Source organism: Amycolatopsis sp. NBC_00345, from assembly GCF_036116635.1.
GTDB lineage: Bacteria > Actinomycetota > Actinomycetes > Mycobacteriales > Pseudonocardiaceae > Amycolatopsis.
In genome coordinates this window covers 8,248,565-8,264,212 of sequence record NZ_CP107995.1, presented here as the reverse complement: position 1 = coordinate 8,264,212, position 15,648 = coordinate 8,248,565, and the positions used below count along the sequence as shown (strand labels likewise).

Here is a 15,648-nt window from a genome sequence, read left to right as displayed (position 1 = left end):
GCCGGTCGGCGGCACGAACCGACTGTCGTTGTCGATCAACCTCAGGCCGCCTCCCACAGCGTCATGAACGCCGACGCCTCGCTGCGCGCCCACGGCCGCAGCCGCTCGCGGTCGCGCGCCGTGAGCGTGAACTCCTTGGCCCGGCGGACGTCCACGACCAGCGGCTCGCCGCCCGGCAGGATGTCCGGCATGCCCTGGGCCAGCAGCCACAGCGCGAGCTGCGCAGCGTCCCGGCTCAGCGGCTCCTCCTTGAAGTACAGCCAGGTGGCGTACCGGTGGCCGTTGCTCTTGCGCAGGCCGAGCTGCGGGCTGACGCCCACCTCCAGCTCGCCGAGCGGGATCCGCGCCCGCCCGACCTCGATCAGCTTCGGGTCGCGGCGGCCGAGGTAACGCAGCCAGCCCTCGGCGATGGCGGTGTAGTGCGGGCGCGTGCGGTCGTCGGCGTTGTGGACGAGCGAGCGCATCGCCACCTCGTCCTGCCTCGCGGCGCGGCCGGCGCGGACCGCGTTCGCCGCCCGCCGGTAGTAGTTGAACGCGGCCCGCGCCGGGTCCTCGTACAACTTCCGCTGGCGACGCACGAACGACGAGCGCGAGGGACCCGAACTCGCGCTGTACCCGACGAACGTGGGCAGGGTGATGTAGGCCGATCCTGCAACAGGCATGGCAGCCGCCTTCCGGTCCGAGCTCGTCGGACTCCGAACTCCTCGGTACTCCTCGATGACGCCCGTGGCTCGGGCGCATCTCCCCTGGACACTGCCCATTTTAGAACATACGTACGACAGTTTTTGCGTCTCAACGGGTGACGGGCGGCCACGGTCCCGCGAGCACGAGCCGGGCCTGTTCGAGGATCTGCTGCTCACAGAAGCTGACCGGCGTGACGTCGGTGGCGATCCAGGAGTCGAGCATCGCGAACCAGCGGACGAGTTCACGAAGTACACCCGGATGGCCCAACAGGCGGTCGAACTCCGCGAAGGGACGGCTGGTCTTCGACGGTGTCGCCTCGCCGCGCACCATCGCGCCGAGGCCTTCGCCGAGCAGCTGCCAGCGCGCCGCTGTCGCGTCGGCCGGCAGCTCGATGCCCAGCTCGTGGACGACGCGGGCGAACACGTCCGGCGCGCCGTCGTCGTCGTGGCCGAGCCGGGCCAGCTCCGGCAGCGACGGCGAGTCCACGCCCTCGACCAGCGCGCGGTGCCCGGCGTCGACCAGGTCACCGGACTTCACGGCCCGGCCGGCGAGCCGGTCAACGGCCAGAGCGGCGAGCTCACCGCGGGCGGACGACATACACCGATCCTACGGAGCGGACCCCACCCTGGACGTGGCGCGATCCGCGCGTAATGATCTCGCCCGGGAAGTCGATCAAACCGGAACCTCCGCAGGCCCAGCGACATGAAACACTATCGCCCGAACCGGTGGCAGGGGGTTGCTTGATGAGCTGGCAGGAAGAGCTCCGCCGACTGGACGCCGATCTGTCCGCCGGCCGGATCGGCCATGCCGAACACCGTCGCAAGCGGGAAGAGCTGCTGGCGGAGGCCTCCGGCGGCGGCGCGGCCTCCCCGGTCGCCTCCCCGCTGCGGCCCACAGGCCCCGGCAACGCCGGCGTGTGGCCCATCGCCGGGCCGGCCGCGGGCCGGTGGAAGGGCGAGGCGCCGGTCCGGTGGACGAGTGGCCCGAGTGCTGCGAACGGTTCCGCTGGTCCAGCCGGGCAGAGTGGTCCAGCCGGGCAGAGTGGTCCTGCTGGGCAGAGTGGTCCTGCTGGGCAGAGTGGTCCTGCTGGGCAGAGTGGTCCTGCTGGGCAGGGCTCGGCCGCGACTGTCCCCGCCGAGACGGCCCGCTGGGCCGAGAGCTCGGACCCGACGGTCACCATGACCACTGCGACCACTGCAGCCCGAAACGAGGCGGACCACATGACCGGAGCGGAAGGCACCGCCGGCGCGACCGATGGCTCCGCCACGGCCAACGCGGACACGTCCGGTGCGGCGGGCGCGGCGGATGCGTCCGGTACCACCGTCCCGACCAGCACGTCCGGCGCAACAGGTGCGGCGGGTGCGGCAGGTGCGGCAGGTTCCACGGGTGGGCAAGGTGCATTTGGGGCCGCGGGTGCTGCGAATGCGGCGGGTGCGTTCGGCACCGCGGGCGCGGCAGGCGCGAGCAGCGCGACCACCCCGGGGACCTGGTCCAGCGCCAACCCCGCCACCCAGCAACCGGCCGTCTGGCCACCGGCCGCCGCACAACCGTCCGCACAGGAGCAGACCACGCAGCTGCCGGCCATCCCGCAATCGGCAACCCCGCAGCCGACCGCGCAGCAACCGACTGTGCAGCAACCGACTGTGCAGCAACCAACTGTGCAGCAACCAACTGTGCAACAACCGTATGGCCAGCAACCGACCTGGCATCCCGTGCAACCGGGCGCCGGGGAAGCAGCCGGGGAGCAGCCGTCGGACGACGGGAAGCCGGCCAAGTCGTCAAAGGCGGCCAAGCCGCCGAAGCCGCCCAAGCCCGCCAAGGGGTTCCGGGCGTCGAAGGGATCGGCCGGCCAGACCCCGGGCTGGGAGCCCAAGGCGGTCGGCGACTTCCACACCAGCCGGCGGACCACGGCGCCCAGCCCGGCCGACGTGAACCCCACCGACTACCTCAACATCTCCGGCGACCACCTCGACAAGCAGCCGACGCCCGAGCTGCGCCAGCTGTGGGAGGAAGCGCCGCCGCGGCGGAAAAAGCCGACGTGGCTGTTCCTCTCGCTCGGGGTGCTGCTCGCGCTGGCGCTGATCGTCGGGCTCACCTGGTACATCGGCAGCAAGCCGGACCAGCGGGGCAGCGCGGACTCCGTTTCGGCGCCGCCCGTGCCTTCGCCGTCGGGCTCCGCTGACCCGTCGGCCACGCTGGAGGACAAGCTGCCGGCGCTGCCCGGGAAGCCGAGCCAGGACAACTCCACGATGTCGCTCGACAAGGCCGTCGAGCTGAAGGCCGTCTCGCAGGCCGACGCCGACCTGATGAAGACCGCGAGCGCCACCGAGGTCGTCTACCGCTCGTACGCCGACGCCGAGCAGGCCGACAACGGGACGGTCCTGCTCGCGGTGCCCACCGGGTCGTCGGCGCAGGCCGAACAGCTCGTGAAGGGCCTGCAGGGAAACCTGGTCGCGGGCGGCTTCGACAGCGCCTCGCTCGGGCCCGCCGCGACCGACCTCCTCTACTCCGGCAGCAGCCCGGCCGGCCGGGTGCTCGCGTTCTGGTACACCTCCGGCCCGGTCGCGATCGGCATCGGCGCGTCCCAGCCACTGGCCGGTGACGCGGTGGCCCTCCGGTCCCGGATCGAGCAGATCCGCTCGAAGGTGGCCGCGGCCCTGCCCGCCGGCTGACGAACCGCAGCTCGCGGCCGGGCCGGAAGGCGACCCGCGGGGTCGCGCGAGGCCGCTGCCGTGCACAATGTCCACGTCGTCACACACATCGGGTCGCGGTGACGCACTGACGTCGCCTTGCCGACAGATAAGGGGGGCCCTGGTGTCCTGGCAGGAGGAGCTGCGCCGGCTGGACGAGGAGCTCGCGTCGGGGCGGCTGTCCGCGGACGATTACCGGATCCGGCGTGACCAAGTGCTGTCCTCGGCCGTCGGCCAGCAGGACCCACCGCCGCAGCAGCAGGGACCCACGAGCGCGGACTCGACCCAGGTGATCGCACCGGTCAGCCCGCCGCACGGGATTCCGCAGCCGCCCGCCCAGCAGCCCCCCATGCCCCCGCAGCCGGTCGGTGACCAGAGCGCGGAGCGCACGCAGGCCGTCTCGTGGCAACAGCAGCAGCAACAGACGCCGCACGCCGACGTGAACCGCACCGAGTACGTGCAGCCGCAGCAGCAGCCGCCGCAGCCGCAGTACTCGCCGGCGGGTGGTTTCCCGCAGACCCCGCCGCAGTCGCCGCCCGCCGGGTTCCCGCAGTCGCAGCAGGCTCCGTGGAACGCGCCCGAAGGCGACCAGAGCCCCCCGTGGGGCGGCGGCAACGACCTGGGTGGCGGCGGCAGTGACTCCGACTGGGGAGTCCGCCAGGGCCCGGAGTTCTTCAGCGACAAGCCCAAAAAGGGCGGCAACGGCAAGAAGGTCGGCGCGATCGTCGGCGTTGTGGTGGTGCTGGCCGCGATCGCGTTCGGCGCCTACTGGCTCTGGGGCCGGGACAGCGGGAGCGGCGGCGGGCAGCCCACCGCCGGCCCGACGCAGCAGCCGGCCTCGTCCAGCGCGCCGAAGCCGCCGGACCCGATGGCCCTCGGAGCCATGCCCGGCCGGGCCGAGACGCACGACGACATCACCTCGTTCAGCCAGGTCGACGGCCTGAAGTACCTGAACCCGCAGGAGCTGGCGGCCTACCAGTCGGCGGGCGCGAGCAAGGTCAAGTTCGTCGTCTACCACCTGGACAACGGCGACCGCATCACGCTGTTCCTCGCCCAGGCCAGCAGCGCGAACGCGGCGAAGACCGCGGCCGAGAAGCTGGAGCAGATCCAGGTGACCAACGGCGCGAAGCGCGACTCCACCGCGCCGGACGGGGTGTACGCCACCACGATCGACCAGAAGGACGGCCAGTCGGCCCAGGCCCGTGGGCACTACGCGCATGACAAGGTGATCGTCCGTATCGAGGCGTCCGGCCCCGGCAGCCTCAGCCAGGCCAAGACGGACTTCATCTCGGCACTGAACGCGCAGCTCACCGCCCTGCCCGCCAATGGCTGAGCCGGGCAGCACCGCCTGCACGATCGTCGCGCGGAACTACGTTCCCGCGGCGCGCGTGCTGGCCAAGTCGTACCTGGCGCAGCACCCGGACGGCCGGTTCGTGATCGCGGTGATCGACGCGCCGCGGGACGAGGTGACCGTCCTCGACGACGGCACGCGGGTGGTCGGGCCGGCCGCGTTCGGCATCGACGAGGCCGACTACCTGCGCATGGCCACGGCGTACTCGGTCACCGAGCTGGCCACCTCGGTCAAGCCGTATCTGCTGCGCGAGCTGCTCGAGCAGACCGAGGTCGCGATCTACCTCGACCCGGACATCGAGCTGTTCGCGCCGATCCCCGAGGTCGCGGAGCTGGCGCTGGCGCACGACATCGTGCTCGCGCCGCACTTCCTGAACCCGCTGCCGCAGGACGGGCTGGAGCCGGACGACGCGGTGATCATGGGCACCGGCATCTTCAACCTCGGGTTCATCGGGGTGGGGCCGGGCGCCGGGCCGTTCCTGGACTTCTGGGCCGGCCGCCTGCGCCACGACGCGATCGTGGCGCCCGAGCTTCAGCTGTTCACCGACCAGCGCTGGGTGGACCAGGTCCCGGCGCTGTTCCGCAACCACGTGCTCACCGACCCGGGCTACGACGTCGCCTACTGGAACCTGCACGAGCGCCCGATCGCCCGCGAGGCCGACGGCACGCTCACCGCGGGCGGCGCGAAGCTGCGCTTCTTCCACTTCAGCGGCTACCGGCCGGAGAAGCCGTGGCTGCTCAGCTTCCACTGCGCGCGCAAGCCGCGGGTGCTGCTCTCGCACAACGCCGAGCTGCGCGCCGTCTGCGACTCCTACGGCGCCAAGCTGCGCGAAGCGGGTTACGCCGAGTCGCTGGACTCGATCCCTTACGGCTTCAAGAACTTCCGCGACGGCACCGAGGTGCCGAAGCTCGCCCGCCGGCTGTTCCGCGAGGGCTGGATCAAGGCCGAACGCAAGGACAAGCCCCTCCCGCCGCACGCGTACGGCGAAGACGGCGGCCTCGCCCTGCGCGAGTGGCTGGCCACGCCCGAAGACCAGGCGCAGGCCGCCGCGGGGCTGAACCGGCTGACGCACGCGATCTGGGCGTCGCGGATCGACCTGCAGATGGCGTTCCCGCACCCGTACGGCGCCGACGCGGAGAACTTCCGCTTCTGGTGCGCGGGCTCCGGCGTCAACGAGGCCGGGCTGCCCGAGTGGGCGCTGCCCGGCGAGCGCGCGGCGACCCGCCCGCCGTCCGACGAGTTCGGCGTGAACCTGCTCGGCTACCTGACCGCGGAGCTGGGCCTCGGCGAGATGGGCCGGATCGTGCTCGAGGCGATCGAGGACGGCGGCGTGCCGGTGGTCTCGGTCCTCGAAGAGAAGGCGGTGTCGAACCGCACGGGCATCGAGCGGCCCGCGACCGTCGGCGACCCGCGGTTCCCGCTCAGCATCCTGGCCGTGAACGCCGACCAGACGCGCGTGATCCTGACCAACCACCCCGAGGTCGGCGCCGGGCGCTACCGGATCGGGCTGTGGGCGTGGGAGCTCGAGGACTTCCCCGAGTGGCAGCACGAGGCGTTCGGCATGCTCGACGAGGTCTGGACGGTCAGCGACTTCTGCCGCCGCGCCATCGCCGAGCACTCGCCGATCCCGGTGAAGACCATCCCGGTGCCGGTGCGCGACCCGGGTGAGCCGTCGCCGCCCGCGCGGGAGCAGGGCGAGCCGGTGCGGTTCCTGTTCGCGTTCGACTTCAACAGCGTCGCGGAGCGGAAGAACCCTTGGGGCGCCGTCGAAGCGTTCCAGCGCGCGTTCCCCGGCCGGGACGACGTGCGGCTGACGGTCAAGGCGATCAACGCGAAGATGCACCCGTCGGCCGCCGAGCGGCTGCGCGCCGCCGTGGTGGGCGACGACCGGGTGGAGCTGATCGAGACCTACCTGACCGTGGCCGAGCTGCACGACCTCTACGAGCGCAGCACCTGTTACGTGTCCCTGCACCGCAGCGAGGGCTTCGGCCTGACCGTCGCGGAGGCGATGGCGCGCGCGATGCCGGTGATCTCCACGGACTACTCGAGCACCCGCGAATTCCTCGACGCCACCACGGGCTGGCCCGTGCCGTACCAGCTGGTGCCGGTGGGCAAGGGCAACTACCCGTACCACGAAACCGCGGTGTGGGCGGAGCCCGATCTCGACGCGGCAGCCACCGCGATGCGCGAGGTCGCGGACAACCCGGCCGAGGCCGCGAAGCGCGGAAAGCAGGCGCGCGAGTACATCCTGCGCGAACGCTCGATGGCCACCGCGGCCGAGTGGATGCGGGCCGAGCTGGAGAACGCGCACCACGCGTGGCAGGCGGGCAAGCACGCCGGCCAGCCCGCGCCGCCGCACCCGATCGCCCCGCTGCACGAGGCCGCGCAGGCCCTGCACTGGCGGCCGGAGGCGGCCGCGCCGTCGCGACTGCCGCTGGCGCCCGCGCTGCGCAAGGCCGTGCTGCGCGCGATCGACCACTACGACGTGCACCAGCGCAAGGTGATGGGCGCGCTGCTGGCCGGCGCCGAGGAGAGCAACCAGCGGCTGCTGGCCCGGATCGAGGCGCTGGAGAGCGGCCTCGCCGACTCCCGCCGCGTGGCCGACGTGTCCCGCGGCCATGGCGAGAAGCTCGGCGATCGGGTCGACGCGATGCGCGACACCGTCGAGGACCTTCGCCGCCGCGGCCCGGACACCGAGCTGGCGCTGCGCAACCTCGAAGGCGACATCGTGAAGCTTTCCGAGGGCTACGGCGGCTTCGGCGCGGACCTCGAGGCGACCACCGCGTCGGTGCACAAGATGTTCAGCTCACGCGACGAGCGCCTGGACGCCGACGAGAAGGCCATCCAACGGGTGGCCCTCGACGTCGGCGCGATGCGTGACGCCGCCCGGCTCGCGCACGCCCCGGTGCCGCGCGGTGCCGACGTGGTCCCGTGCGACGTCGGCGCGCTGCTCATGCCGGTCGACGAGGTCATGCTGCCGTGGATCGTCTTCCACCGGTCCTGGGAAGACAGCGAGGCGCGGCTGATGGCGTCGCTGGCTTCGGGCGCGTTCTTGGACGTCGGCGCGCACGTCGGATACCACACGCTGCGCCTGCTGCGCGCGACGCCGGAGCTGACCAGGGTGGTCGCCGTCGAGGCGGACCCGGTGAACGCCGAGTACCTGCGCCGCAACGTCGCGGCCAACCTGCCGAGCAGCGCGGCCGAGCTGGTGACCGTCGTCGAGTCGGCCGCCTGGGACGCACCCGGCACGGTGCACCTGACGCAGGCCACCGCCGGCAACAGCGGCGACAACCGGGTCAGCGCGGACGGCCCCGGCATCGCGGTCCCGGCCGTGCGGCTGGATTCCCTGCCGGAGGTGACGGCGCAGCGGATCGGCCTGGTGAAGGTCGACCTGCAGGGCCGCGACCACCGCGCGCTGGCCGGCCTGGACTCGGTGCTGCGCCGCGACCGCCCGCACGTCGTGTGCGAGTTCGACCCGTCGGCCATCACGGAACTCGGCGACGACCCGATGACCGTGCTGGCGGGCTACCGCGCGCTGGGCTACACGCCGAAGATCGTCGGCGATTCGGGCGTGTCCGTCGAAGGACTGTCCGATGTGGACCTGATCGCGGCCGCCCGTGCCGACGAGAAGGCCTTTGCCACGCTGTGGCTCTCGCCGGGGGCCTGAGCCCTACGGGTTCAGGTGCACGATCGCCATCAGGAAGGCGCCGTACCAGGCGCTGACCAGTGCTCCGGCGGGCAGCACCACCGCGAGCGCGCGGTTCGGCAGCTTCGCGAGCAGCAGTGCGAGCGGGACCGTGAGCACAAACGCCGGCAATAGGTACCGGGCCCGGGTCTGGAAGAAGTTGGACGAGCCGAGCGCGATGAGCACCGTGATCGTGCCGTAGACCTGCCACGGCAGGGGCATCCGGGTGCACCAGGTCCACAGCTGGAGGGCGACCGCGCCCAGCACGATGAGCGCGGTCACGGTGATCCAGCTCGACGTGTTGGCGGTCAGGCCCTCCCAGGCTTGGATCCACGTGAAACTTCCGAAGTCGAAGCTCATGTGCCAGGCCTGCTGGAGCCAGAACCAACCGTCGACGCGGCCGGTGCGCACGGCGATGTACGCGAGGTAGCCAACCAGTCCGAGCGGTGCCAGCAAGGCGCCGGCCCAGGGGCGCCAGCTGTCCTGACGGCGGACGATCGCAACGATCGCCGCAATACCGACGGCCACCAGCAGCGCGCCGGCACCGGCGCGGGTGAGTCCGGCGAAGCTCGCCAGCCCGCCCGTGAGCAGCCATTGCCGCCGGGACACCGCCACCAGTGTCCACGCCACGAAGGCGACCAGCAGCGACTCCGAGTACGCCAGGTGCAGCACGGTCGAGCCGGGCCCGATCGACCACAGCACGGCCAGCAGCGTGCCCACGCGCAGGCCGGCCAGGTCGCGACCCAGCACGAACAGTCCCCACGCTGCCGCGCAGCCGGCGAGCAGCGTGACGATCAGCGCGCCGGCCACCGCCGGAATCCCGACCAGCGCGAGCAATGCCACCAATGCCGGGTACAGCGGGAAGAACGCCAGGCTGTTCTCCACCGGCACGCCGTCCACGCCGAGCGTCACGGGCTGGGTGTAACCGTGCTCGGCCACAGATAGGAACCAGTTGCCGTCGAACGCGCCGACGAAGCGCCCGGGCGAGACCCCCGCCTTCCAGCTCAGCAGCCACAGCACGCCGAACGCGAGCAGTTGGAAAAGCACGTACAACCCGATGGCGGGGAGTGCCGGCCGGACAACGGTGGCGATCGTGGGGCGCTCGACGGTGACGTCGAGGGTGGACGGCTGCACGCTCGCCGGACTCCTGAACTGCTCGGGTGAAAGCGGACGAAACTCCTCCCGATCGTACCTGGACGGCACATAACCCGAGGCCAGACCGTCGTCGTGGGCCATTTGCCGATTCCGGGATATTTCGGGGACCGGCCACCGCGTCCGGAGCAGGGCGCTACCCTTGTCGGGGTAGTCGGCCGAGCAGACGGGGGTGGTCGCGCTGGTTGAGCAGCCACCTGCTGAACAGAAGAAGACCCGCATCGTCTTCATCGACATCGGCCGTGGCCTCGGCGCCCTGCTCGTGTTCTACAGCCACATCGCTCACCCCTGGGTGATCGCCAAGGGTGAGAACGCGCCTTACGTCAGCTTCATCGAGGCGCTCACGAGCGACCCGATGCACATGGCGAAGCAGGGCATCGGCCAGATCGCGGTGCCGTTCTTCTTCCTGGTCAGCGGATTCGTCGTGACGCCGATCGCCCTGCGCCAGGGCCAGGCGCGGTTCGCCCTGAACCGCTTCATCCGCGTGTACGCGCCCATGCTGTTCGTGGTGCTGCTGACCGCGCTGCTGCTGGCCGTGAACCTGCACCCGCCGTCCACCGGGCAGTCGCAGGAGCTGACCCCGCTCACCATCCTGACCAACACCACGCTGATCAACTACATCATCTACCCGCAGATCGTGCTGGTGCCGGTGGCGTGGACGATGATCGTCGAGGTCATCTTCTACCTGCTGCTGATGGCGATGCTGCCGCTGCTGCGCCGGTGGGTGTGGCTGGCGATCGCGGTGGAGCTCACGTTCATCTTCGTGGTGATGATGAGCCGCTCGCAGCTCGGCCCGTCGTACTCGCTGTTCGGGGTCAACGTCTCGTACCTGCCGGTGATGGTGATCGGCCAGATCATCTGGGCCACCACGTCGAAGAAGATCCCGCTGTGGACGGGCGCGGCGTACGGCGCCGCCGCGTGGTCGCTGTACGTGCTGGCGGACATCATCAACGTCGGGCGGATCGACGACTCGTACAACCTGTCGATGGCCTTCGCCGTGCTGTGCTTCCTGATGGGCATGTTCGCCGAGCCGAAGCTGAAGCAGCGGAAGTTCTGGACGCTGGTGTCGGAGCGCAGCTACTCGATCTACCTGCTGCACATGCTCGTGTCCTTCGTGCTGCTGCAGCTGCTGCGGCCCCTGATGCCGCTGCCGCTCGCGCTGGTGATCGTGATCCCGGCGGTGTTCGGCGTGGTCGAGCTGAGCTACCGGTTCGTGGAGCGGCCGAGTCACACGCTGGCGCGGAAGCTGTCGCACCGATCGAAGCCCGCGCCGATCAAGGTGAGCAGCGAGATCACCATCGAGATCCCGCGCGTCGACGAGCGCCCGCTCGCCTCGGACCGGCGGCCCACGTCCCCGCCGGCCAAGCCGTCCCCGCCGCCGCAGCCGCCGCGGTCCGGTGGTTCGGGCACCGACGGCTCGGTCACGGGCAGTCTGCTGGACGCCCCGGGCACCGGCAGCCGTCCGGCCCCGAAGCCCAGGCCGAGGCCGCAGAACGACGAGCAGCACACCGCGATCATCAAGGCGGTCGCCCCGCCGCGGCCGCCCCGGGAGCCGGATGAGGACCGCCCCGCGGAACCGCGCGTCCGGCGTCCCGCGCCGCGGCGCCGCTCAGCCCCGCTTGAGCTGCAGCACCACTCTGACCAGGAAGACCACGGCCAGCGCGGCGACCACGACGATCTCCCACGCCATGGGAGCTCCTTCCGCCGAACGCCTCGGTGAGTAACCGATGCTCTGCCGTTAAGGCGTCCGAAGGTGGGACGGCGTTCACTGACACGGCGTAACTCACACCTTCGGGCTAGTGGCCCCTGGGCGTGACCAGACCCGATTCGTACGCCAGCACGACCAGCTGAGCCCGGTCCCGCGCCCCGATCTTCGTCATGATCCGGCTCACGTGGGTGCGCGCGGTCGCGGTGGAAATCACCAGGTGGGCGGCGATCTCATCGTTCGAGAGGCCGCCCGCGACCAGCGCCAGCACCTCGCGTTCGCGGTCGGTGACCTCGCGGACGGCGGACGGGTCGACGCGCCGGTGCTCCGGCCGTCCGACGAACTCGGCGATCAGGCGGCGCGTCACGGTCGGCGCCAGCAGCGCCTCGCCCTTGGCGATCACGTGCAACGCGCGCAGCAGCTCGACCGGCTCGGTGTCCTTCAGCAGGAACCCGCTGGCGCCGGAGCGCAGGGCCTCGTAGACGTACTCGTCGACGTCGAACGTGGTCAGCACCAGCACTTTCACCCCGGCCAGCTCCGGGTCGGCGGTGATCCGGCGGGTGGCGGCGAGGCCGTCGGTGCCGGGCATCCGGACGTCCATCACCACGATGTCCGGCCGGTGCTCGGCGGCGAGCGCGACGGCCTGCTCGCCGTCACCGGCCTCGCCGACGACCTCGAACCCGTCCTCGGTCTCCAGCAGCACCCGGAACCCGGCCCGGACCAGGACCTGGTCGTCGGCCAGCAGCACGCGGATCGTCATCCGTCCCCCTCGACGGGCAGCTCGGCCCGCACCTCGAACCCGTCGCCGGTGACCCCGGCTTCGACTTTTCCGCCCAGCGCCGCCGCGCGCTCGCGCATCCCGCGCAGCCCGTGGCCGGGCGTCGGCTCCGCGGTGCCGCGGCCGTCGTCCCGCACGGTCAGCGCCAGCGCCCCGGGCCGCCGCTCCAGGCGGACGTCGACCCGCCCGGCGTTCTCGGCGTGCCGGACGACGTTGGTCAGCGACTCCTGCAGGATCCGGTACGCGGCGCCGTCGACCGGTGCGGGCAGCTCCCCGGCCTCGCCGTGCAGCTCGACCTGCAGGCCCGCGGCGCGCGCGTGGTCCAGCAGCTCGTCGATCTGCGCGAGGCTGGGCGCGGGCGCCTTGTCCTCCCCTGAACGCAGCACAGCCAGCGTCGCCCGCAGGTCGTTGAGCGCCGAAGCGCTGGCCGCCTTGATGTTGAGCAGCGCCTCTTTCGCCTGCTCCGGGCGACGGTCGGCGACGTGCGCCGCGACGCCCGCCTGCACGTTGATCATCGCCAGGCTGTGCGCGACGACGTCGTGCACCTCGCGCGCGATCAGCAGCCGCTCCTGCTCGGCCATCCGGTGCCGGTGCTCGTCGGCCTGCGCGCGCCGCGCCGTGATCACCGCGAACTGGTAGCGCACAGCCGTGCCGACGCCGATCACCGCGGCCGACCACAGCACGGCGATCCCGGCGCCCGCGTTGACGGCGAAAGTCCGGTGGGTGATCGCGAACGCGGCGTACGCGGCGAGCAGCACGACCGCCGCGGTGATCCCGGCGGTCATCGGCCCGCGCTTGCGCGTGAGCATGAACAGCGCGATCGCCGGAACCACGAGCACCGGCCCGTTGGGCTCGCCCACCGCGTAGTACGCGTACACCGAGGCGGAGGTGGCCACGAACAGCGTCAACGGGAACTTGTGGACCAGCAGCAAGGTCAGCGCCGTCGCGGCCAGCCAGGCGAAGCCGGCGGGGCCCAGCCGGGGCGCGCCCGGCTGCCAGCGGGCGGCGGCGCTGCTGGCGCCCAGCACCACGGCGAGCACCAGCGCGGTCCGGAACACCCGTCCGAACCACGGGTTCCGCGCCCGCCACCGGTCCTGCCTCATGCTGCAGAAAACTACCGGGCCCGGCCGCTGGGCGCGTCCGTTCGCAAGCGGCTTCCCGGTGGCCGCCGTGCGCGGTACTTCAGTCGAAGAACAGCGGGAGCTTCGCCGCCGTCTCCTCGTCGGCCGGGGTGTAGGTCGACATGGTGATCTCCGAGCGGCGGCCGAGGTAGAGGTAGGTGAAGTTGAACTTCAGCAGGCCCGCCTCGGGGTGCAGGTACCGCTTGGTGCGGATGGGCTCCGGGTTCACGTCGTGCCGGTCCCACAGCCGCGCGAACATCGGCGACTCCGCCTTCAGCCGCTTGACCAGGCTCTTCCACGAGTTCTCGGCCACGTGCTCGGCCATCACGGCGCGGAACGACGCGATCACGCGCGGCACGTTCGTCTCCCAGTCGAGCATCCGCTCACGCCACCGCGGGTTCAGCAGGCACTGGACCATCGTGTTGCGGTCCTCGAACGGGATGTCGTCGACCTCGCCCATCAGCCAGGTGTAGCCGCGGTTGTAGCCCAGCAGGTCGCAGCGCGCGTTGCGCACGACCACCGGGTACGGCTCCAGCTTCGCCATCATCATCCGCATCGCCGGGGTGACGGCGTTGCAGTGCTTCTCCGACGGCGGCTCCGGCGCGCCGGCCAGCGTGAACAGGTGCAGGTGCTCGTGTGGGTCGAGGCGCAGCGTGCGGGAGATGGCGGCGAGCACCTGCTCGGACGCGTTGATGTCGCGGCCCTGCTCCAGCCACGTGTACCAGGTGACCCCGACCCCGGCGAGCTGCGCGACCTCCTCGCGGCGCAGTCCCGGCGTCCGGCGGCGGCCGCCGAGGGGCAGCCCGACCTGCTCGGGGGTGATGCGCGCGCGGCGGCTGCGCAGGAACGCGCCGAGCTCGTCCCGGCGCAGGCGTTCTTCTACGGCGCTGGTCATGGTACTAGGTAAGCACAGCCCGTAGCCTATTACCAGGTAGTCGCACTACCAGGATAAGACCGCACCTGGTACCAGGTTGGAAACGGCCGGATCGTGGTACTCATGACCGCGACAACCACCGTGCCGGCAACGACCACCGTCGCCGCCGGCGCCCCTGCCAGGCCGGGCCTCACCCCTGCCGGCCTGGTCACCGTGCTGCTGGGGGCAGCGCTCCCGATCATCGACTTCTTCATCGTCAACGTCGCCCTGCCGACCATCAACGAGGACCTGCACACGTCCGCCTCCACGCTGGAGCTGGTGGTGGCGGCGTACGGCATCGCGTACGCCGTGCTGCTGGTCCTCGGCGGACGGCTGGGCGACACCTTCGGCCGGCGCCGGCTCTTCCTGCTCGGCCTCACGCTGTTCACCATCACCTCGCTGGTCTGCGGCATCGCCCCGAACGCGACGACGCTGGTGCTCGCCCGCGCCGCGCAGGGTGCGGCGTCGGCGCTGCTGCTGCCGCAGGTCCTGTCGATCATCCAGGCGGGCACCAAGGGCGAACGCCGCTCGCGCGCGCTCGGCCTGTTCGGCGCGACGGGCGGCATCTCCACCGTGGTCGGCCAGCTGTTCGGCGGCGCGCTCGTGGCCGCGGACCTGTGGGGCACGAGCTGGCGGCCGATCTTCCTGGTGAACGTGCCGATCGGCATCGTCGGGCTGATCATCGCCCGGCGCACGGTGCCGGACAGCCGCGCCGCGAACCCGCTGGGCATCGACCGCTGGGGCACCGCGCTGCTGGCCGTTTCCCTGCTGTCGTTGCTGATCCCGATCATGGAGGGCCGCGCGCTCGGCTGGCCGTGGTGGACGATCGCGCTGCTGGTGCTGTTCCCGTTCGCCGCCTTCGCGTTCGTCCGCGTCGAGATGCGGCTCCAGCGGCGCGGCGGGATGCCGCTGCTGCCGCCTTCGCTGGTGCGGACGGCGAGCGTGCGCCACGGGCTGATGGTCGCGGTGCCGTTCTTCTGCGGCTTCGGCTCGTTCATGTTCGTCTACGCGATGACGCTGCAGGACGGCCTGCACCTCGGCCCGCTCGGCTCCGGGCTGGCACTGACCCCGATGGCCGTCGCGTACTTCACGACGTCGCTGGTCAGCAGCCGCCTGGTGACCCGGTACGGGCAGAAGATGGTGGCCATCGGCGGCGCGGTGCTGACGCTCGGCCTGCTGGTGCTGGCGGGCTCGGCGCTGCTGGCCTGGCCGGACCTGTCCGTCTGGGACCTGGCGCCCGCGATGGTGCTGATCGGTGTGGGCAACGGCATGGCGTCGACCACGCTGTTCCGCATCGTGCTGTCTCGCGTGCCCACCGACCTGGCGGGCGTCGGCGGCGGCGTGCTGACCACGACCCAGCAGACCTCGCTGGCACTGGGCGTGGCGGTGTTCGGCAGCCTGTTCGCCGGGCTGAGCACGTCCGGGTCGTTCGGCTTCGAAGGCGCGTTCGTGCTGGTCATCGGCCTGCTGGCGGTGCTGGCGATCGTGGTCACGGCGCTGGCGCGCAAGCTGCCCGACCCGCGCTGAAAACTCACCCGGCGGAAAACCCGGCCGCCGGACGACGATGAG

The 15,648-nt window shown here is 71.6% G+C and carries 11 protein-coding genes; 5 read left to right on the top strand and 6 right to left on the bottom strand.

Features of this window, described 5'->3' with window-relative positions:
- Positions 1 to 41: 41 nt before the first annotated feature.
- The gene (locus OG943_RS37310) at positions 42 to 662 is read right to left on the bottom strand and encodes a hypothetical protein (protein WP_328605617.1); all 621 of its coding nucleotides are present in this window, start codon (positions 660 to 662) and stop codon (positions 42 to 44) included.
- Positions 663 to 792: 130 nt separating this feature from the next.
- A complete protein-coding gene (locus tag OG943_RS37305; protein WP_328605616.1) occupies positions 793 to 1,281 on the bottom strand; it encodes a hypothetical protein in 489 nt (162 codons plus the stop codon).
- A 1,076-nt stretch (positions 1,282 to 2,357) separates the two neighbouring features.
- On the opposite strand from OG943_RS37305, the gene OG943_RS37300 reads away from it, so the two are divergent.
- The 3 genes from OG943_RS37300 (at position 2,358) to OG943_RS37290 (ending at position 8,392) form a co-directional block, all read left to right on the top strand.
- Positions 2,358 to 3,356, top strand: a complete 999-nt coding sequence (locus OG943_RS37300; RefSeq protein ID WP_328605615.1) for a hypothetical protein — start codon at positions 2,358 to 2,360, stop codon at positions 3,354 to 3,356.
- Between the two features lie 142 nt (positions 3,357 to 3,498).
- Positions 3,499 to 4,707, top strand: coding sequence for a hypothetical protein (locus OG943_RS37295; protein ID WP_328605614.1), 1,209 nt, complete (start codon positions 3,499 to 3,501; stop codon positions 4,705 to 4,707).
- Positions 4,700 to 8,392 carry an FkbM family methyltransferase gene (locus OG943_RS37290; RefSeq protein WP_328605613.1) on the top strand — a complete coding sequence of 1,231 codons (3,693 nt, stop codon included), beginning with the start codon at positions 4,700 to 4,702 and terminating at the stop codon, positions 8,390 to 8,392. The genes OG943_RS37295 and OG943_RS37290 overlap by 8 nt, the downstream gene beginning before the upstream one ends.
- A 3-nt stretch (positions 8,393 to 8,395) precedes the next feature.
- On the opposite strand, the gene OG943_RS37285 is transcribed toward OG943_RS37290, so the two are convergent.
- A complete protein-coding gene (locus tag OG943_RS37285) occupies positions 8,396 to 9,646 on the bottom strand; it encodes a hypothetical protein (RefSeq protein ID WP_328605612.1) in 1,251 nt (416 codons plus the stop codon).
- A gap of 88 nt (positions 9,647 to 9,734) precedes the next feature.
- On the opposite strand from OG943_RS37285, the gene OG943_RS37280 reads away from it, so the two are divergent.
- Positions 9,735 to 11,282 (top strand): acyltransferase family protein, encoded by a 1,548-nt coding sequence (locus OG943_RS37280; protein WP_328605611.1) that lies wholly within the window; start codon positions 9,735 to 9,737, stop codon positions 11,280 to 11,282.
- A gap of 76 nt (positions 11,283 to 11,358) precedes the next feature.
- Here the strand turns inward: OG943_RS37280 and OG943_RS37275 are convergent, their stop codons facing one another.
- The 3 genes from OG943_RS37275 to OG943_RS37265 all read right to left on the bottom strand — a co-directional run bounded on the left by OG943_RS37275 (position 11,359) and on the right by OG943_RS37265 (position 14,061).
- Positions 11,359 to 12,027, bottom strand: a complete 669-nt coding sequence (locus tag OG943_RS37275) for a response regulator transcription factor (protein ID WP_328605610.1) — start codon at positions 12,025 to 12,027, stop codon at positions 11,359 to 11,361.
- Positions 12,024 to 13,148: a sensor histidine kinase gene (locus tag OG943_RS37270; RefSeq protein WP_328605609.1), complete on the bottom strand. Its 1,125-nt coding sequence runs from the start codon at positions 13,146 to 13,148 to the stop codon at positions 12,024 to 12,026. Before OG943_RS37270 ends, OG943_RS37275 begins: the two co-directional genes overlap by 4 nt.
- 79 nt (positions 13,149 to 13,227) lie before the next feature.
- Positions 13,228 to 14,061 carry a helix-turn-helix transcriptional regulator gene (locus OG943_RS37265; RefSeq protein WP_328605608.1) on the bottom strand — a complete coding sequence of 278 codons (834 nt, stop codon included), beginning with the start codon at positions 14,059 to 14,061 and terminating at the stop codon, positions 13,228 to 13,230.
- 102 nt (positions 14,062 to 14,163) lie between these two features.
- On the opposite strand from OG943_RS37265, the gene OG943_RS37260 reads away from it, so the two are divergent.
- The gene (locus OG943_RS37260; RefSeq protein WP_328605607.1) at positions 14,164 to 15,606 is read left to right on the top strand and encodes an MFS transporter; all 1,443 of its coding nucleotides are present in this window, start codon (positions 14,164 to 14,166) and stop codon (positions 15,604 to 15,606) included.
- The last annotated feature ends 42 nt before the right edge of the window (positions 15,607 to 15,648 follow it).